This is a genomic window from Actinomadura sp. NPDC000929 (assembly GCF_040492065.1).
Classification (GTDB): domain Bacteria; phylum Actinomycetota; class Actinomycetes; order Streptosporangiales; family Streptosporangiaceae; genus Spirillospora; species Spirillospora verrucosospora.
Genome location: NZ_JBEUPA010000166.1, coordinates 1 through 16,978 on the forward strand (window position 1 = coordinate 1; position 16,978 = coordinate 16,978).

The window sequence follows — 16,978 nt, forward strand, 5'->3', positions numbered from 1 at the left end:
GAAGGACTACCGCGAAGCCCGCGCCGCCTACGGGGACCTCTCCGTCCTGCCGACCGGCCCGTTCCTCTACGGGCTCCGGGCGGGGCACGAGGTGGACGGGCGGCGGCCCGGCGGTGGCTCGCGGCCAGGCAGCTCGACTCCCATCTGGCGCGCCGCCCCGAGCTGCGGGCCGAGCTGCGGGCCCTTCTCGCGGAGGGCGCGCCGTGAACCCCGTCATCGTGCTGCTGCTGATCGCCGTGTGGGCGGGCGCCATGTGGCTCGGGTTCCTGTACGTGTTCCCCGTGCTGTTCGCCGCGACGCTGGTCGTCGCCGGAGCCGCCGCGCTCGGCCTGTACTGCCTGCACGCGTGCCGGACGCTGGCGCCGTCCACGCTGGAGGGGCCGTCGCCGGTCGCCGAGCCCGCCGTCGCCTACCGGCACTACCTGCTCGGCCAGGTGTGGCGCGACTGGTGGACGATCAGCCGCACGGTCGTCCCGCAGGTGTACCGGACGGCCCGGGGCGTCGTGCTGAGGCTGACCCGGACGCTCCTCGGCGGCCCGTGGGGCTTCTTCGTCTTCCCGGTCTGGCTGGCGCTGTGCGCGGGCATCGTCGCCGCCGCCGTCCCCGCGGCGGTGTTCGTCCTCGCGCTGACGATCCTGTACGGGCTGGTCGCCGCGGTCGGGCTGGCGTCGTGGCTGGCGTGCGTGCTGGTCCTGGCGGCGGTCGAGCGCGTCTTCATGGGGTACGCCCGCATCCTGCAGACGTGCCCGCACCCCTTCTGCTACGAGCGGATCGGGCTGCCGGAGTACGCGTGCCCGAGCTGCGGGGCGCGGCACCGGCGCCTCTCGCCGGGGGCCGGAGGCGCGTTCCGGCACGTGTGCCGTTGCGGGGCGCGGCTTCCCACGACCGTCCCGCTCGGGCGCTTCCGGCTGGCCGCGTACTGCCCGCACTGCGGCGGGCGGCTGCCCGAGCGCATCGGGCGCGTCCGCGTGGAGCCGCTGCCGTTCGTGGGCGGGCCGGCCGCCGGCAAGACCACGTTCATGGTCCTCGGCATCCGGGCCCTGCACGCGCGGGCCCGCGCGGTCCACGGGCGGCTGTCGTTCGTCGAGCAGCGGCACGCGCAGGCGTACGCGGGCGCGATACGCGAGTTCCAGCGCGGCGGGCGCCTCGCCAAGACCGGCCCCGAGCTGCCCCTGGCGACCATGGTGGACGTCGAGCTGCCGGGCCGCGCGCGGCGCATCCTCTACCTGTTCGACCCCGCGGGCGAGCACTACACGGGCGCGACGGAGGTCGAGTCGCTGCGCTACCTGGACCACAGCGAGGCGCTGCTGTTCGTCGTCGACCCGTTCGCGCTCCCCCAGCTCCGCCGGTCGCTCACCGGGGACGAGAGGGAGCTCGTCGACGAGGCCGCCGCCTCGTCGGAGGAGGACCCGGCCGACACCCTCCAGCGGGTGCTGAACGAGTTGCGCTCGCGTCCCGACCAGGGGCGGCAGAAGCGCGTCGCCGTCGTCGTCACCAAGACGGACCTGCTGCTGCGCACGGAGATCGGGCGCGGTCTCGACCCGGACGCCGGCCCGCGCGCATGGCTCGACCGCGTCGGGCTGGGCAACACGGTGCGCACGCTCGACCAGGTCGCCGCCGAGGTGCGGTACTTCGCCTCCGGCCTCGACACCGAGCCCGCCGCCGTCGCCGACCTGCTCGGCTGGGTGACCGGACTGCCCGCGGCGGACGCCGCGGACGGCGCCCGCGCGCCCGCCGACGTCCCTCCGGAGCCGCCGGGGACGGCGCCGCTGCGCGCCCCGTGGCCCGTGCGCGGCCGCGACGCCGGCCGCGTCCCCGCCGGGTACCAGGCGGGGCGCTGGGCGGTGCTGGCCGGAGTGTCGGTCCTGACCGTCGCCACCATCGCGGGCGCGCTCGTCGCGGCGGCCGAGCGCCTCCCGTTCTGACCGGCCGCCGCCGCGGCCGCCCCCGGGTGTGGCGCACCCCACTTCCTGACGCGGAAGATAACGGACCGTCATCGCATTGACCCTTCGGAGAGTTCCCGTCCGAGAGGCATCGCACGATGACGACCGCGACCCAGACCCCGCTGGTCCTGGACCCCGCCGCCCAGGAGCTGCTGTTCCGCGAGGCGCGCACCGCCAACGCCTTCACCGGCGAGCCGGTCGGCGAGGACCAGGTGCGCGCGATCTACGACCTGGTCCGGTGGGCCCCGACCGCCATGAACAGCCAGCCGCTGCGGATCGTGGACGTGCGCAGCCGGGAGGCGCGCGAGCGGCTGGTCCCGCTCATGAGCGAGGGCAACCGCGCCAAGACCGCGACGGCCCCGCTGACCCTCATCGCCGCCGCCGACGAGGACTTCCACGAGCACATGCCGGTCACGTTCCCGCACCGGGAGGGCGCCCGCGAGGCCCTGCGGGACAGCCCCGGCAGGCCGGCGATGGCCCGCTTCAACGCCGCCCTCCAGCTCGGCTACCTGATCCTCGGCATCCGCGCGGCCGGTCTCGCCGCGGGCCCGATGACCGGTTTCGACGCCGGCGCCGTCGAGAAGGAGTTCTTCCCGGAGGGCAACGTCCGCCCCATCGCCGTGGTCAACGCGGGACGGCCCGCCCCGGACGCCTTCCACGCCCGCAACCCGCGCCTCGACGCCGCCCAGGTCATCACCACCGTCTGAGCCTCCCCCGCCCCCGCTGGAGACCCCCCATGACCCAGGCGGCCGCCTCTGCCGGCTCCAAGCTGTCCGATCCCCCCGCGGCCGGCCGGAGGCCGGTGCTGGTCCTCGTGCTGGGCGCGCTGACGGCGCTGGCGCCGCTGTCGATCGACATGTACCTGCCGGCGCTGCCCCGGATGTCGGCGGACCTGTCCACGGGCGCCGCGCGAACGCAGCTCACCCTCACCGCGTGCGTCGTCGGCCTCGCCGCCGGGCAGGCGGTGGCCGGGCCGCTGAGCGACCGGCTCGGCCGCCGCCGCCCGCTGCTGGCCGGGCTCGCCGCCTACGCCGTCGCGTCGCTGCTGTGCGCCGCGGCGCCGACCGTGGAGACCCTCATCGCGCTGCGGCTGGTGCAGGGCGCCGCCGGGGCGGCCGGGATCGTGATCGCGCGGGCGATCGTCCAGGACCTGTACGACGGCGCCGCCGCGGCCCGGTTCTTCTCGGTGCTGATGCTGGTGAACGGGCTGGCGCCGATCCTCGCGCCCGTCCTCGGCGGCCAGCTGCTGCGGGTCGTGCCGTGGCCGGGCGTCTTCGCGGTCCTCGCCGGCATCGGCGTCGCGCTGTTCCTCGGGTCGCTGCTCGGGCTGGCGGAGACGCTGCCGCCCGGACGGCGCGAGACGGGCGGGCTGCGCGCGACGGCCGCGGCCTGCCGGACGCTCGTCCGGGACCGGGCGTTCACCGGGTACGGGCTGGCGATCGGCCTGTCGTTCGCGGCGCTGTTCACCTACATCTCGGGATCCCCGTTCGTGCTGCAGGACATCTACGGGATGTCGCCGCAGGGGTTCAGCGTCGCCTTCGGCGTCAACTCCCTCGGCATCGTCGCGGCCGGGCAGGCGGGCGCGCTGCTCGCCGGGCGCGTCGCCCTCACCCGGCTGCTGGCGGCCGGGCTCGCCGTCGTCGCCGCGGGCGGGGCGGTCCTGGTGGCCGCGGTCCTCGCCGGGTGGGGCCTCGGCGGGGTGCTGCCGGGGCTGTTCCTCGTCGCGGCCGGGCAGGGGCTGATCGGCCCGAACGCCACCGCCCTGGCACTGCGGGGACGCCCGCCGCGGGTGGCCGGGACCGCGTCGGCGCTGCTCGGCGTGGCCCAGTTCGCGCTGGGCGGCGCCGCCGCCCCGCTGGCCGGCGTCGCCGGGCCGGGCACCGCCGTCCCGATGGCCGTGACCATCGCCGCGCTGGCGGTGCTCGCCGCGGCCGCCGCCGCGGCCGCCTCCCGGGCCCCGCAGGCCGCGGAGCGGAGCTGAGACCGCGTCCCGCCGTCAGTCCGCGGGCCGGTCCAGGGCGCCGAGGATGAACCCGGCGACCTCGTCGGCGAGCCGGGCGGCGGGCTTGGGGCCGTCCGCGCGGTACCAGGACGGCATCTGGTTGACCATGCCGAGCGCGACGATCGTGATCGTCTCGGCGGGGGTCCCGGTGCCGAACACGCCGTCGCGCTGGCCCTGCTCGATGAGGTTCCGGAACGTCACGTGGTAGCGGCGGCGGTCGGCGCGGACCGAGCGCATCCGGGCGTGGTCCAGCCGGTGCATCTCGCGGGCGAACACCTTCGCCTCGTCGATGTGCTCGGCGGTGCTGCGGATCAGCCCGGTCAGCACCGCGTGGACGGCCTCGCGCGGCGGCAGCCCCCGCGCCAGCACCGCCCCGAGGTCGGCGAGCTGGCGGGCGATCAGCGAGTGGTAGATCTCGTAGAGCAGGTCGTCCTTGGAGTCGAAGTAGTGGTACAGCGCGCCCTTGGTGACCTCGGCGGCCTCCACGACGCTCTGCACGGGCGTCCCGTCGAAGCCGCGCTCGGCGAACAGCCGCAGCGCCGCGTCCAGGATCCGCCGCTCGACCGCGCTCTGCCGGACGGGCGCCGCCGACTCCGGCGCGGGGCCGGGCCCCGACTCGGACTGGGCCACCTTGGCACCTCCTTCGCGCGCCGCGTTGACTCCGGTGCGTTCCGCGCTCTAGCTTGCCAGAAACCGACCAGTCGGTATGCCCCCCGGGCCGATGTCGAAACCCCCGGCATCACCGCGCACCGCAGGAGAATCGATGCCCGCAGTTGAAACCGTCCGCGGCCCCGTCGACGCCGCAGCCCTCGGGCGCACGCTGATGCACGAGCACGTCTTCGTGCTCGGTGCGGAGTACGTCCAGAACCACGGCGCGGGCGACTGGTGGGACGAGGAGGAGAAGGTCGCCGACGCGGTCGGCAAGCTGCGCGAGCTGGCCGGGCTCGGCGTCACCACCATCGCCGACCCCACGGTGTGGGGTCTCGGCCGGTACCTCCCCCGGATCCAGCGGGTCAACGAGCAGGTGCCGGAGCTCAACATCATCGTGGCGACGGGCATCTACACCTACAACGACGTGCCGTTCCAGTTCCACCACCGGGGTCCCGGCACGATGATGGACGTGGGCCCCGACCCCATGATCGCCGACTTCACCCGCGACCTGACCGAGGGCATCGCCGGGACGGGGGTCAAGGCCGCGTTCCTCAAGTGCGCCGTGGACGCCCCCGGCCTCACGCCCGGCGTCGAGCGGGTGCTGCGGGCCGTCGCCGCGGCGCACCGGGAGACGGGGGCGCCGGTCACCGTGCACACCGAGAGCTCGACCCGGTCGGGCCGGACGGTCGTGGGCCTGCTCGCCGAGGAGGGCGTGGACCTCGCCAAGGTCGTCGTGGGGCACGCGGGCGACAGCAACGACCTCGACTACCTGATGGAGCTGGCCGACACCGGCGCGATCCTCGGCATGGACCGCTTCGGCCTCGACATCCTCAACACGACCGAGCAGCGGGTCGCGACCGTCGCGGCCCTGTGCGAGCGGGGCTACGCCGACCGGATGGTCCTCAGCCACGACGCGTCCTGCTTCATGGACTGGTTCGGCCCGGACCCGGCGACGGTGCCCGCGCTGCAGCCGAACTGGAACTACCGGCACATCGGCGAGGTCGTCCTGCCCGCCCTGCGCGCCGCCGGCGTCTCCGACGCGCAGATCGACCAGATGCTGGTGGAGAACCCCCGGCGCTACTTCACCGGCTGAGTTTGCCTCCTCCTCTTTCGGTCTAATCCCATGGAATCGGGAATCATGGGAGGAACCTGCGGGAGGAGGCAACCAGGTGAGCGAGGACTCCAGGCGCCGCCGCGCCCGTGCCGCGGTCCCCCTGCTGCTGGTGGCGCTCCTGGCCCTCCTCGCACCCGGCTGCCGCGTCGTGGAGAGCGAGAGCCCTCAGGACGTCCCGCCGTCCGCCGCGCCGACCCGCCACCAGAACGCCAAGCCCAGCGGGCGGCGGCCGGGCGTGGTCAACATCGAGACCGAGCAGACGCTGAACGGCACCCGCGCCGCCGGGACGGGCATCGTGCTCACCGCGTCCGGCCTGGTGCTGACCAACAACCACGTCATCCAGGGCGCCACCGCCATCAGGGGGACGGACGTCGACGACCGGCGCGGCTACCCGGCGCAGGTCGTGGGCTACGACCGGGCGGGCGACATCGCGGTGATCCGGCTGTCCGGCGCGACCCGGCTGAAGACCGCCGCGTTCGCCTCCGCCGGCGGCGTCGCGGTCGGCGACACCGTCACCGCCGTCGGCAACGCGGGCGGCAAGGGCGGCACGCCCACGGTCGTCACCGGCAAGGTCACCGCGCTGGAGCAGTCGGTCACCGCGCGCGACGACAGCACCGGCACCTCCGAGCGGCTCACCGGGCTGATCGAGACGAACGCGCCGATCCGGCCGGGCGACTCCGGCGGGCCGCTGCTGGACACCTCCGGCAAGGTCATCGGCATCAACACCGCGGCGTCCGCCGGGTTCTCGGTGAAGGACGCCCGGAAGCGCGAGGACCACCGGGGCTACGCGATCCCGTCCGACCGGGCGCTGGAGACCGCCCGGCAGATCCAGCGCGGCGAGGCGTCCTCGACCGTGCACATCGGCCGCACCGCGCTGCTCGGCGTCAAGGTCCGCCCGAACGGCCGCTCCCCGGGCGCGCTGGTCGCCGAGCTCGTGCCCGGCTCCCCCGCCGAGGCCGCCGGGGTCCCGGTCGGGGGCGTCATCGTCGCCTTCGGCGGCGCCGCGGTCGACGCGCCGTCCACTCTCACGAGCCTGATGCTGGCCCGCCATCCGGGCGACACCGTCCGGATCGAGTGGACGACGAGCCGGGGCGACCGGAGGGCGGGGACGGTCCACCTGACGGAAGGCCCGCCCCAGTAGCGCGCCGGACCGGCGCCGGCGTGCGACAGTGGGGGTGTCGGCCGACCACGAGGATGTGCCCCATGACGCGCAAGGCGCCCGCCGGTGACTTCGACGACTCCGAACTGGAGGTCTCGGTGCCGAAGACCTGGGCGGCGGGCGTTCCCGGCGTCACGGCCGCGCTGCGCCACGCCCACGCGCAGATGGGCGTGCGGCGGACGGCGCTGACGCTGCTGCGCGTCAACCAGAAGCAGGGGTTCGACTGCCCGGGGTGCGCCTGGCCCGAGGGCGACCACCGGCACGCCGCCGAGTTCTGCGAGAACGGCGCGAAGGCCGTCGCGGAGGAGGCCACGGCACGGCGCGTCACCCGCGAGTTCTTCGCCGAGCACGGCGTCGAGGAGCTGGCCGGGCGCTCCGACCACTGGCTGGGCCAGCAGGGGCGGCTGACCGAGCCGATGGTGAAGCGCGCCGGGTCCGGGCACTACGAGCCGGTGTCGTGGGACGAGGCGTTCCGGCTGCTGGCGTCCGAGCTCAACGCCCTGGACTCGCCGGACGAGGCCGTCTTCTACACCTCCGGGCGGACCAGCAACGAGGCGGCGTTCGCCTACCAGCTGTTCGCGCGGGCGTTCGGCACGAACAACATGCCCGACTGCAGCAACATGTGCCACGAGTCGTCCGGGTCGGCGCTGAGCGAGACGATCGGCATCGGCAAGGGCTCGGTGCTGCTGGAGGACCTCTACCGGGCCGACCTCGTCTTCGTCGTCGGCCAGAACCCCGGGACGAACCACCCGCGGATGCTGTCGGCGCTGGAGCGGGCGAAACGGGAGGGCGCCCGCGTCATCGCCGTCAACCCGCTGCCCGAGGCGGGGCTGATGCGGTTCAAGAACCCGCAGCGCGCCTCCGGGATGGCCGGGCGCGGCACGGTGCTGGCCGACCGGTTCCTGCAGATCCGGCTGAACGGCGACCTCGCGCTGTTCCAGGCGCTCAACCGGATGCTGCTGGAGTCGGAGGCGCCCGGGGCCCTCGACCGGGAGTTCCTCGACGCCCACGCGCACGGCTTCGAGGCGTTCCGCGAGCACGCCCTCGGCCTGGACTGGGACGACGTGCTGGAGGCGACCGGCCTCACCCGCGAGGAGATCGCCGCGACGCTGGGCGACGTCCTCGCCGCCGAGCGGATCGTCGTCTGCTGGGCGATGGGCCTCACCCAGCACCGCAACTCCGTGCCGACCATCCGCGAGATCGTCAACTTCCTGCTGCTGCGCGGCAACATCGGCCGGCCCGGCGCGGGCGTCTGCCCGGTGCGCGGCCACTCCAACGTGCAGGGCGACCGGACGATGGGCATCTGGGAGCGGCCGAAGCCCGCCTTCCTGGACGCCCTCGCCGCCGAGTTCGGGTTCGAGCCGCCCCGCGAGCACGGCCTGGACACCGTCGGGGCGATCCGCGCCATGCGCGACGGCAGGGCGAAGGTGTTCCTCGGCATGGGCGGCAACTTCGTCCGCGCCACCCCCGACTCCGCCGTGACGGAGGCGGCCCTGCGCCGCTGCCGGCTGACCGCGCAGGTGTCGACCAAGCTCAACCGGTCGCACGCGGTGACCGGGGAGGTGGCGCTGATCCTCCCGACGCTCGGCCGCACCGAGCGCGACGTGCGGGAGACGGGGCCGCAGATCGTCTCCGTCGAGGACTCCATGGGCATGGTGCACGCCTCCCGCGGCCGCCTCGCACCGGCGTCCGGGCACCTGCTGTCCGAGGTGGCGATCGTCTGCCGGCTCGCGCGGGCCGTGCTGCCCGGATCGGACATCGGCTGGGAGGCGATGGAGCGCGACTACGACGTGATCCGCGACCACGTCTCCCGGGTCGTCCCGGGCTTCGAGGACTTCAACGCCCGCCTCCGCGAGCCGGGCGGCTTCACGCTCCCCCACGCTCCCCGCGACGAGCGCCGGTTCCCGACGGCGACCGGCAAGGCCAACCTCACCGTGAACGAACTGGAGGTCCTGCGGGTCCCCGAGGGGCGGCTGCTGCTCCAGACCCTCCGCAGCCACGACCAGTACAACACCACCGTCTACGGCCTGGACGACCGCTACCGGGGCATCAAGGCCGGACGCCGCGTCGTGCTCGTCAACCCCGCCGACCTGGACCGCCTCGGCATCGCCGACGGCGCGACCGTCGACCTGGTCTCGGAGTGGCCGGACGGCGCCGAGCGCCGCGCCCCCGCCTTCCGCGCCGTCTCCTACCCGACCGCGCCGGGCTGCGCGGCGGCCTACTTCCCGGAGGCGAACGTCCTGGTCCCGCTCGACAGCACCGCGGAGATCAGCAACACCCCCACGTCCAAGTCCGTCGTCGTCCGCCTGGAGCCGGCCGCGCCCTGACTGCCGCGGCGCGGAGCGCCGGTCTAGGCTGCGGGCATGACGAACCTCCCCGAGCATCCCGGAACGCCCGGAGCGCCGGAGATGCGGGCCGGTGACGCCGACCGCGAGCGGGTCGCGCAGGTGCTGCGGGACGCGGCCGGCGACGGGCGGCTCACGCTGGACGAGCTGGACGAGCGGCTGGACGCGGTGTACGCCGCCAAGACCTACGGGGAGCTCGAACCGATCACCCGCGACCTGCCGTCGCCGGGCCGGGCGGCTCCCCCGGCGACGGGGGCGGGCTGGCGGCCGGTCCCCGGCGCGCCGTCCTGGCGCCGCGGCATCGCGATCATGAGCGGGTTCCGCCGGGCGGGCGTGTGGAACGTCCCCCCGCGCTTCAGGGCGTTCGCCTTCTGGGGCGGCGGGAAGATCGATCTGAGGGACGCCCGGTTCGAGGAGGGCCGGGTGACGATCCGGGCCCTGGCGATCATGGGCGGATTCCAGATCATCGTGCCGGACGACGTCACCGTGCACGTCGACGGGCTCGGGATCATGGGCGGGTTCGACCAGCGGGCGAGCGGGCCCGGCGTGCCGGGCGCCCCCACGGTGGTCGTGAAGGGCCTGGCGTTCTGGGGCGGCGTCGGCGTGAAGCGCCGCAGGCCGCGCGGGGACGGGACCGCTCAGGACTGATCGGCCAGGCGGTCCAGCCACTCGCCCAGCAGCGCCGCCTCCGAGGGGGTCAGCCCCGCCGGCGGGGCTGACCGCAGCGCCGACTTCAGCGCCACCGCCCGCGCCGCGGGCGTGGCGTCGGCCGGGCCGTCGCCTTCCGAGGTCACGGCGGCGAGGACGGCCTCGCGCGTGCGGACCGCGGCGTCCCGGTCGGCGCCGCCGCCGGACGGGTTCGCGATCAGCGTGAGGGCCGTCCCGACCCCGGCGGCGTGGATCATGCGGGCGGCGGTGGCGACCGGGACGCGGAGCCGTCCCGCGGCGGCCGCGGCCTCGACCAGGCCCAGCAGGATGCCGTAGGCCTCGCCGGCGGCGGGCGGGGTGCGGGGCGTCCCGTACATCAGCGTGTAGAACGCCGGATGGGTGACGGCGTACTCGATGTGCAGGTCCCAGCCGCGGCGCAGGTCCTCGACCGGGTCGCCGGTGCCGCTCTGGGCCCGCTTGCCCGCCAGGTACTCCTCGAACCCGTGGGCGGCGACGGCGTCGAACAGGCCGCGCTTGTCGCCGAAGTGGTGGTACAGCGTCGGCGCCCCGACCCCCGCGGCGGTGCACACGGCCCGGGTCGAGACCGGCTCGCCGCCGGCCTCGGTGAGCAGGCGCGCGGCGGCGCGCAGGATGCGGTCGCGGGTGCGGGGATCCCTCTGAGCGGTCACAACAACGATGTTACAAAACTTTTCGAGCAGCGCTATGCTGCGTCGTATAGCGTAGGTACAGTTCTTGCTATACCGATGTTAGAGAACGGCCGGCCGGCCGTCACGACACGAGAGGGGGCGCCGCCATGCGCAGCGCCGTGCTCACCGCCCCGGGCGGGCCGCTGGAGATCGTCGAGCGCGAGGAGCCCCGGCCCGGCCCCGGCGAGATCCTGGTGCGGGTCGCCGCCTGCGGGATGTGCTTCTCCGAGGTCAACCACCTGCGGGGCCACTACCCGTTCGGAACGTTCCCCGTCGTCCCCGGACACGAGATCAGCGGGGTCGTCGCGGCTCTCGGCGAGGGCGTCGACTGGCCCGAGGTCGGCACCGCGGTCGGCGCCGCCTGGCTGTACGGGTCCTGCGGCCACTGCGACCAGTGCGCCCGCGGCGACCAGATCCTCTGCACCGGCGCGCCGAAGCAGGTCACCGGCGTCAACCGCGACGGCGGGTACACCGAGTACTTCGTCGGCCGTGCCGGGTTCGTCACGCCGCTGCCGGACGGCCTGGACCCGGTCGCCGGCGCGCCGCTGATGTGCGCCGGCCTCACCGCCTTCAACGGGCTCCGGCAGGCCGGGGCCGCCGCCGGGTCGAAGGTGGCCGTGCTCGGCACCGGCGGCGTCGGGACGATGGCCCAGCGGTTCGCCGCCGCGATGGGCGCCCGCGTCGCCGTGGTGTCGCGGTCGCGCCGCGCCGAGAAGGAGGCGCTCGGCCTCGGCGCCGAACTGTTCGTCGCGACCGACGAGGAGGATCCCGCCGAGGCGCTGCGGGCGTGGGGCGGCGCCGACCTGGTGGTGAACACCGCGCCCGCCACCGCGACGGGGCTCGCCGCGTTCGGCGGCCTGCGCCCGGACGGCACCCTGCTCTACCTCGGCATGGGCGCCGAGAACGTGAGCGTGCCGCCGATGGCCCTGGTCAGCGGCCGGCTGCGGGTGATGGGCGTGCCCTCGGGCTCCCCGCACGACCTGCGCGACACCCTCGCGTTCGCGGTGGCGCACGGGATCGTCCCCGAGGTCGTCCCGGTCACGCTGGACGAGGCCCCGGGCGTCCTCGCCGCGATGGACGAGGGCGTCCACCGGGGCCGCGCCGTCATCACCTTCCCGTGAACCGCCTCCACGGCCGCGCCCGCTCGTAGACGGCGCACGCGGCCATCACCAGGGCGTCGGCGTGGCGGGCGCCGACGACCTGGAGGCCGACGGGCAGGCCGCGGGAGGTGAAGCCGCACGGCAGGCTCGCCGCGGGCTGCTGGGTCATGTTGAACGGGTAGGTGAACGGGGTCCAGCCCGTCCAGCGCGGGGACGGCGAGCCCGGCGGGACCTCCAGGCCGGCCTCGAACGCGGCGATCGGCGTCGTCGGGGTGAGCAGCAGGTCGTAGCGCTCGTGGAACACGCCCATCATCCGCCCGAGCTCCATGCGCCGGGCCGTGGCCGTCAGGTAGTCCAGCGCCGAGTACCGCGCGCCCCGCTCGCAGATCTCCCGCAGCCCCGGGTCGAGCAGCCCGCGCTCCTCCTGCGACAGGTGCTCGACGACCTTGGCGGCGCCCGCGAACCACAGGACCTCGAAGTCCGCGACCGGGTCCCCGAAGCCGGGGTCGACCTGCTCGACCTTCGCGCCGAGCTCGGCGAAGGCCTCGGCGGCGGCCGCGACCGGCGCCGCGACCTCCGGGTCGACCTCCGCGAACCCGAGGTCCGGGCTGAACGCGACGCGCAGGCCGGTCAGGTCGTCCCGCCCGGCTCCGGCCTCGGCGAACGGCACGTCGGGCGGCGGCAGCGACGACCAGTCGCGGCCGTCCGCCCCGCACACGGCGTCGAGCAGCAGGGCGGCGTCCGCCACGGTGTTGGTCATGGGGCCGATGTGCGCGAGCGTCCCGAACGGGCTCGCCGGGTAGTGCGGGATGCGGCCGTAGGTCGGCTTGATCGTGAAGGTGCCGGTGAACGCGGCGGGGATGCGCACCGAGCCGCCGCCGTCGGTGCCGAGGGCGAGCGGCGCCATGCCCGCCGCGACCGCCGCCGCCGCGCCGCCGCTCGACCCGCCCGGCGTGCGGGAGGGGTCCCACGGGTTGCGCGTGACGCCCGTCAGCGGGTTGTCGGTCACGCCCTTCCAGGCGAACTCCGGCGTCGTCGTCTTGCCGGCGAACACCGCGCCCTGCTCGCGGAGGCGGGCCACGGACGGCGCGTCCTCGGCCCACGCGCCGGCGGGGTCGATCGTCCTGGATCCGCGCAGCGTCGGCCAGCCGCGGGTGAGCAGGACGTCCTTGATGGAGACCGGCACGCCGTCCAGCGGCCCGAGCGTCGCGCCGCGCCGCCACCGCTCGGTCGCGGCCCGCGCCATGTCGAGGGTGGTCTCCTCGTCGACGAGGCAGAACGCGTTGAGCTCCGGATCGTCCCGCTCGATCCGGGCGAGCACGGCCCCGGCGGCCTCGACCGGGGACAGCGCCCCCGCCCGGTACTCCGCGAGCAGTTCGGTCGCGGTCAGATCGGCCGCATCGGCCATGGCTACCCCCTCTGGTGTGATGCCGCCCGCTCCGGGCCCACGTAGCCGAGGCGCTTGTCCACGACGTTGCGCAGCGGGCGGCCGGACACGTAGCGGCCGAGGTTGTCGGCGAAGAGCCGGACGAGCTCGTCCCGCCAGCCGACGACGTCGCCGGACATGTGCGGGGAGACGATGACGCCCGGCATCTCCCACAGCGGCGAGGACTCCGGCAGCGGCTCGTCCTCGAAGACGTCGAGCGCGGCGCCCGCGATCCGGCCCGCGCGCAGCGCCTCGACGAGGTCGCCCTCGGCCACCAGGCCGCCGCGCCCGACGTTGACCAGCCGCGCGGACGGGCGCATCCGCTCCAGCGCCGCGGCGTCGATCATGCCCCGGGTCTGCGGGGTGAGGGGCGCGGCGAGCACGACGTAGTCGGCCCGGGCGAGCGCCTCGCCCAGCCGCTCCATCGGGTGGACGACGCCGAGGTCGGGGTCGGCGTCGCGGGCGGTGCGCCCGGCGCCGGAGACGACCAGGCCCGCCGCCGACAGGCGGCGGCCGATCGCACGGCCGATCGGGCCGGTGCCGACGACCAGCGCGCGGGCGCCGGTGATCCGCTCGGTCTCGCGGTGCCGCCAGCGCCGCTCGCCCTGGAGGCGGACGGTGGTGTGCAGGTCCTTGGCGAAGGCCAGCACGAGCCCGAGGACGTACTCGGCGATCGGCTCGTCGAACACGCCGCGCGAGTTGGTGACAACCGTGTCACTGTCGACGAGCCCGGGGAACATGAGCCGGTCGACGCCGGCGCTGGCGATGTGGACCCATCCGGGGCCGCCGGACTCCGGCCACGCGCCGGCCACGGCGTCCGAGAGGAAATCCCACATGAACAGAACATCGGCGCCGGGAAGCGCCGCCGCGAGCTCTGTTTCACGCACGTAACGGACTCGCGCGAGGCTCTCCGCCTCCTCCATGCCGCGCGGATCGACGTCGCCCAGCAGGACCACCACGTCAGGCGGGCCACCGGATGCGTGCTGAGCAGGGTCCATCGGCGTCACTTCCGGGGTGTGCGGAGTTTACGAGAAGGCAACGGCGGGAGGCATTGACACGCTAGGAACCGTTCGTAGGATTGTCAACAATCAACGCGGTGGACCGCGGCCCCGGCCACCGCAGTGGGATATGTGCTGCAAGACCGTCGCAACCCGTGCCCAGCAGGGCCAGGACGGATCCCAGAGCGCTCTAACAGCCCCCGTCGGGGGTGTGGGGGGACGTCGTCCTCCCACGAACATGGAGAGTCCTTCGGGTGGCGACGCTCTCGCCCACCCCTGTTCACGGGGAGGTCAGCATGCCCAAGCTCATGACCATCACTCTGGAGCGCCGCGGCGTCTCCTGTGTCGCGGAGCTCCTGGAGAAGGATGCGCCGAGGACCTGCGAAGCGGTCTGGAACGCTCTACCGCTCGGAGGCGAGGCCTACCACGCCAAGTACGCCCGCAACGAGGTGTACACGATGGTCGAGCGGTTCTCCGAGGAGGAGGTCGGCCTGGAGAACCCCACCGTCACCCCGATCCCGGGCGACGTCGTCTACTTCTCCTTCCCCGGCGGGATGCTCGACCGGAAGTTCAAGGAGGAGAAGAACATCCACGCCCTGCCCGGCGTCATCGACCTCGCGATCTTCTACGGCCGCAACAACCTGCTGCTGAACGGGGACGTCGGCTGGGTCCCCGGCAACGTCTACGCGACGATCGTCGACGGCCTGGACCGCATGGCCGAGGCGTGCAACGACGTGTGGCGGTCCGGCGGCGTCGGCGAGCGCCTCCTCTACGCGCGCGCAGAGTCCTAGAGTGGCGGCCGCGCAGATGACATTCGACCCCTCGCTGGTCGTCGGCCCAGAGCTGCTCGCCCAGCACGGCATCGGGGTGGTCGCGCCTTTCGACTTCGCCCTCGACCGGGAACTGTGGCGCTGGACGCCCGACGACGTGTCGCTGTTCATGACCCGGCTGCCGTACGTGCCGGTCCCGGTCACGGTGGAGATGGCCTCGGCGCTGTCGGACCAGTCGATCGTCCGGCAGGCGACCCGCGACGTCCTGGCCCCCGAGCCGCTCGCGGTCGCCTACGCGTGCGCGTCGGGCAGCTTCATCCGCGGCAAGGCGGGCGAGCTCCAGCTGCACGAGTCGATGCTGCGGGCCGGCGCGCCGGTCTCGACGACGACCTCGGGCGCGCTGGTGGAGTCGCTCCGGCTGCTCGGCGCCCGGCGCATCTCGGTCGTCACGCCCTACATCGACGCCGTCACCGAGCGGCTCGTGTCGTTCCTCGGCGAGCACGGCGTCGAGGTGGTGTCCTCGGTCGGGCTGGGGCTGCTCAGCCACATCTGGAAGGTCGGCTACGGCGAGATCGTGTCGGCGGTGTCGGCGGTGGACTGCCCCGAGGCCGAGGCCGTCTTCATCAGCTGCACCAACGTCCCGACCTACGACATCATCGCGCCGCTCGAGCAGATGATCGGCAAGCCGGTGCTGACCGCCAACCAGGTGACGATGTGCTCGGCGCTGCGCGCCATGGGCCGGTCGGCGTCCGGTCCCGGACAGTCCCTGGTCGGCCTCGCTCCCTTCACGGCGGCCTAGCCGCCATGATCTCCAAAGGTAGGATTGTCGACAACATGCGCCAGAACGGGTTGCGCGCGGGGTTCCTCTACCCCGGCTACAGCGCCGAGGACGACTACCCCGCCATCGAGCGCGCCCTCGGGGAGGTCAGCCTCCCGGTCGTGCACACGCTGATGCGCGAGGACGCCCACCGCGTCGACGCGCTGCTGGACATCGGCGGCGCCGACGTGCTCGGCGACGGGGCCCGCACGCTTCGCGGCCTCGGCGTGAAGGCCGCCGTCTGGGCGTGCACCAGCGGAAGCTTCGTGTTCGGCTGGGACGGCGCCGCGCAGCAGGTCGCGGGGGTGCGCGAGGCGGCGGGCGTGCCCGCGTCCAGCACGTCGTTCGCGTTCGTCCACGCGGCGCGGGCGCTCGGCGTGACCCGGGTCGCGGTCGCCGCGACCTATCCCGCCGACGTCGCCGAGCGGTTCGTCGCGTTCCTCGCCCACGCCGGCATCGAGGTGGTGGCGCTGTCCTGCCGGGGCATCGTCACCGCCGCCGAGGTCGGCACCCTCGGCCGCGACGAGGTGCTGGCGTTCGTCGCGGCCAACGACCATCCGGACGCCGAGGCGGTGCTGGTGCCCGACACCGCGCTGCACACGGTGTCCTGGCTCGACAAGCTCGAGGCGCGGGTCGGCAAGCCGGTGCTGACCGCCAACCAGGTGAGCGTCTGGGAGGGGCTGCGGCTCGCGTCCGGCCCCGAGGGTCTCCCGCCGCGCACCGGGCTGGGCCGGCTGTTCTCCGTCCCCGCCGCCGCCCCCCTGCACGGGCGACATGCCTGGCAGACATGAGAAGACGAAAGGGAACCGCGCATGGGCCGACTGGGTGAGCTGGAGCCTGTTCCCCGCAAGTCGACGGTGGAGATCGTCTCGGACGAGCTGCGTTCGGCGATCATGTACGGGTCGCTGGAGCCCGGCGCGCAGCTCGGCGAGGCCGAGCTCGCCGCGCGCCTCGGCATCAGCCGCGGACCGCTGCGCGAGGCCATGCAGCGGCTCGTCCAGGAGGGGCTGCTCGTCAGCGAGCCGCACCGCGGGCTGTTCGTGATCACGCTGGACGAGGGGGACGTGGAGGACGTCTACCTCGCCCGGCTCGCGATCGAGCGCGAGGCCTGCCGGCTGATCATGGACCGCAACCGGGGCGAGGCGGTGGCCCGGCTCACCGAGGCGCTGGAGGCGCTCGTGGCCGCCGCCCGCGAGCGCGACCGGGTCGCGATGAGCGACGCCGACCAGGCCTTCCACGAGGTGCTGGTCAGCTCGTCGGGCAGCCCGCGGCTGGAGCGGATGGCGCACACGCTGCTG

At 74.5% G+C, this 16,978-nt stretch carries 16 protein-coding genes; 12 read left to right on the plus strand and 4 right to left on the minus strand.

The genetic code is table 11. The features are described from left to right. Positions 1-203 precede the first annotated feature (203 nt). The 3 genes from ABWI04_RS36280 (at position 204) to ABWI04_RS36290 (ending at position 3,924) form a co-directional block, all read left to right on the plus strand. On the plus strand, positions 204-1,925 hold the full coding sequence (locus ABWI04_RS36280) for a TRAFAC clade GTPase domain-containing protein (RefSeq protein ID WP_353835217.1): 1,722 nt from the start codon (positions 204-206) through the stop codon (positions 1,923-1,925). A gap of 116 nt (positions 1,926-2,041) precedes the next feature. Then, positions 2,042-2,650: a malonic semialdehyde reductase gene (locus ABWI04_RS36285; protein WP_353835218.1), complete on the plus strand. Its 609-nt coding sequence runs from the start codon at positions 2,042-2,044 to the stop codon at positions 2,648-2,650. Positions 2,651-2,679: 29 nt separating this feature from the next. After that, the gene (locus ABWI04_RS36290; RefSeq protein ID WP_353835219.1) at positions 2,680-3,924 is read left to right on the plus strand and encodes a multidrug effflux MFS transporter; all 1,245 of its coding nucleotides are present in this window, start codon (positions 2,680-2,682) and stop codon (positions 3,922-3,924) included. Between the two features lie 15 nt (positions 3,925-3,939). Here ABWI04_RS36290 and ABWI04_RS36295 read toward each other — a convergent pair whose 3' ends face one another. Next, positions 3,940-4,575, minus strand: a complete 636-nt coding sequence (locus ABWI04_RS36295; RefSeq protein WP_345182362.1) for a TetR/AcrR family transcriptional regulator — start codon at positions 4,573-4,575, stop codon at positions 3,940-3,942. Positions 4,576-4,708: 133 nt separating this feature from the next. Here ABWI04_RS36295 and ABWI04_RS36300 point away from each other — a divergent pair, with 133 nt between their 5' ends. The 4 genes from ABWI04_RS36300 to ABWI04_RS36315 all read left to right on the plus strand — a co-directional run bounded on the left by ABWI04_RS36300 (position 4,709) and on the right by ABWI04_RS36315 (position 9,862). Continuing rightward, the gene (locus tag ABWI04_RS36300; RefSeq protein ID WP_345182360.1) at positions 4,709-5,689 is read left to right on the plus strand and encodes a phosphotriesterase family protein; all 981 of its coding nucleotides are present in this window, start codon (positions 4,709-4,711) and stop codon (positions 5,687-5,689) included. Between the two features lie 76 nt (positions 5,690-5,765). Then, positions 5,766-6,851, plus strand: coding sequence for a S1C family serine protease (locus ABWI04_RS36305; protein WP_345182357.1), 1,086 nt, complete (start codon positions 5,766-5,768; stop codon positions 6,849-6,851). A gap of 62 nt (positions 6,852-6,913) precedes the next feature. Continuing rightward, positions 6,914-9,196, plus strand: a complete 2,283-nt coding sequence (locus ABWI04_RS36310) for an FdhF/YdeP family oxidoreductase (protein ID WP_353835220.1) — start codon at positions 6,914-6,916, stop codon at positions 9,194-9,196. A 36-nt stretch (positions 9,197-9,232) separates the two neighbouring features. After that, entirely contained in the window at positions 9,233-9,862 is a 630-nt protein-coding gene (locus tag ABWI04_RS36315; RefSeq protein ID WP_353835221.1) for a DUF1707 SHOCT-like domain-containing protein, read from the plus strand. Here the strand turns inward: ABWI04_RS36315 and ABWI04_RS36320 are convergent. Continuing rightward, a complete protein-coding gene (locus tag ABWI04_RS36320; protein ID WP_353835222.1) occupies positions 9,853-10,551 on the minus strand; it encodes a TetR/AcrR family transcriptional regulator in 699 nt (232 codons plus the stop codon). The genes ABWI04_RS36315 and ABWI04_RS36320 overlap by 10 nt on opposite strands. Positions 10,552-10,676: 125 nt before the next feature. Between ABWI04_RS36320 and ABWI04_RS36325 the strand changes: the two genes are divergently transcribed. Further along, positions 10,677-11,690, plus strand: a complete 1,014-nt coding sequence (locus ABWI04_RS36325) for an alcohol dehydrogenase catalytic domain-containing protein (protein ID WP_353835223.1) — start codon at positions 10,677-10,679, stop codon at positions 11,688-11,690. Here ABWI04_RS36325 and ABWI04_RS36330 read toward each other — a convergent pair. Next, complete coding sequence (locus tag ABWI04_RS36330; RefSeq protein ID WP_353835224.1) at positions 11,677-13,077, minus strand: amidase; 1,401 nt, start codon at positions 13,075-13,077, stop codon at positions 11,677-11,679. The genes ABWI04_RS36325 and ABWI04_RS36330 overlap by 14 nt on opposite strands. A gap of 2 nt (positions 13,078-13,079) precedes the next feature. Next, positions 13,080-14,093 (minus strand): D-2-hydroxyacid dehydrogenase, encoded by a 1,014-nt coding sequence (locus tag ABWI04_RS36335; protein ID WP_502913207.1) that lies wholly within the window; start codon positions 14,091-14,093, stop codon positions 13,080-13,082. A 308-nt stretch (positions 14,094-14,401) separates the two neighbouring features. Here ABWI04_RS36335 and ABWI04_RS36340 point away from each other — a divergent pair, with 308 nt between their 5' ends. From ABWI04_RS36340 to ABWI04_RS36355, 4 genes are all read left to right on the plus strand, one after another. Then, positions 14,402-14,884: a DUF3830 family protein gene (locus ABWI04_RS36340; RefSeq protein WP_221493891.1), complete on the plus strand. Its 483-nt coding sequence runs from the start codon at positions 14,402-14,404 to the stop codon at positions 14,882-14,884. 16 nt (positions 14,885-14,900) lie between these two features. After that, the gene (locus ABWI04_RS36345; protein ID WP_345182343.1) at positions 14,901-15,662 is read left to right on the plus strand and encodes a maleate cis-trans isomerase family protein; all 762 of its coding nucleotides are present in this window, start codon (positions 14,901-14,903) and stop codon (positions 15,660-15,662) included. A gap of 35 nt (positions 15,663-15,697) precedes the next feature. Continuing rightward, positions 15,698-16,471 (plus strand): maleate cis-trans isomerase family protein, encoded by a 774-nt coding sequence (locus tag ABWI04_RS36350; protein ID WP_345182341.1) that lies wholly within the window; start codon positions 15,698-15,700, stop codon positions 16,469-16,471. Between the two features lie 21 nt (positions 16,472-16,492). Beyond that, positions 16,493-16,978: GntR family transcriptional regulator (locus tag ABWI04_RS36355; protein WP_353835225.1), on the plus strand; the 486-nt coding region annotated here is incomplete at its 3' end.

Coding starts and splice junctions, on each gene's coding strand:
- ABWI04_RS36325 (WP_353835223.1), top strand. CDS start 10,677: ATGCGCAGCGCCGTGCTCACCGCCCCGGGCGGGCCGCTGGAGATCGTC.
- ABWI04_RS36340 (WP_221493891.1), top strand. CDS start 14,402: ATGACCATCACTCTGGAGCGCCGCGGCGTCTCCTGTGTCGCGGAGCTC.
- ABWI04_RS36300 (WP_345182360.1), top strand. CDS start 4,709: ATGCCCGCAGTTGAAACCGTCCGCGGCCCCGTCGACGCCGCAGCCCTC.
- ABWI04_RS36335 (WP_502913207.1), bottom strand. CDS start 14,093: ATGGACCCTGCTCAGCACGCATCCGGTGGCCCGCCTGACGTGGTGGTC.
- ABWI04_RS36345 (WP_345182343.1), top strand. CDS start 14,901: ATGACATTCGACCCCTCGCTGGTCGTCGGCCCAGAGCTGCTCGCCCAG.
- ABWI04_RS36315 (WP_353835221.1), top strand. CDS start 9,233: ATGACGAACCTCCCCGAGCATCCCGGAACGCCCGGAGCGCCGGAGATG.
- ABWI04_RS36285 (WP_353835218.1), top strand. CDS start 2,042: ATGACGACCGCGACCCAGACCCCGCTGGTCCTGGACCCCGCCGCCCAG.
- ABWI04_RS36330 (WP_353835224.1), bottom strand. CDS start 13,077: ATGGCCGATGCGGCCGATCTGACCGCGACCGAACTGCTCGCGGAGTAC.
- ABWI04_RS36290 (WP_353835219.1), top strand. CDS start 2,680: ATGACCCAGGCGGCCGCCTCTGCCGGCTCCAAGCTGTCCGATCCCCCC.
- ABWI04_RS36350 (WP_345182341.1), top strand. CDS start 15,698: ATGCGCCAGAACGGGTTGCGCGCGGGGTTCCTCTACCCCGGCTACAGC.
- ABWI04_RS36310 (WP_353835220.1), top strand. CDS start 6,914: ATGACGCGCAAGGCGCCCGCCGGTGACTTCGACGACTCCGAACTGGAG.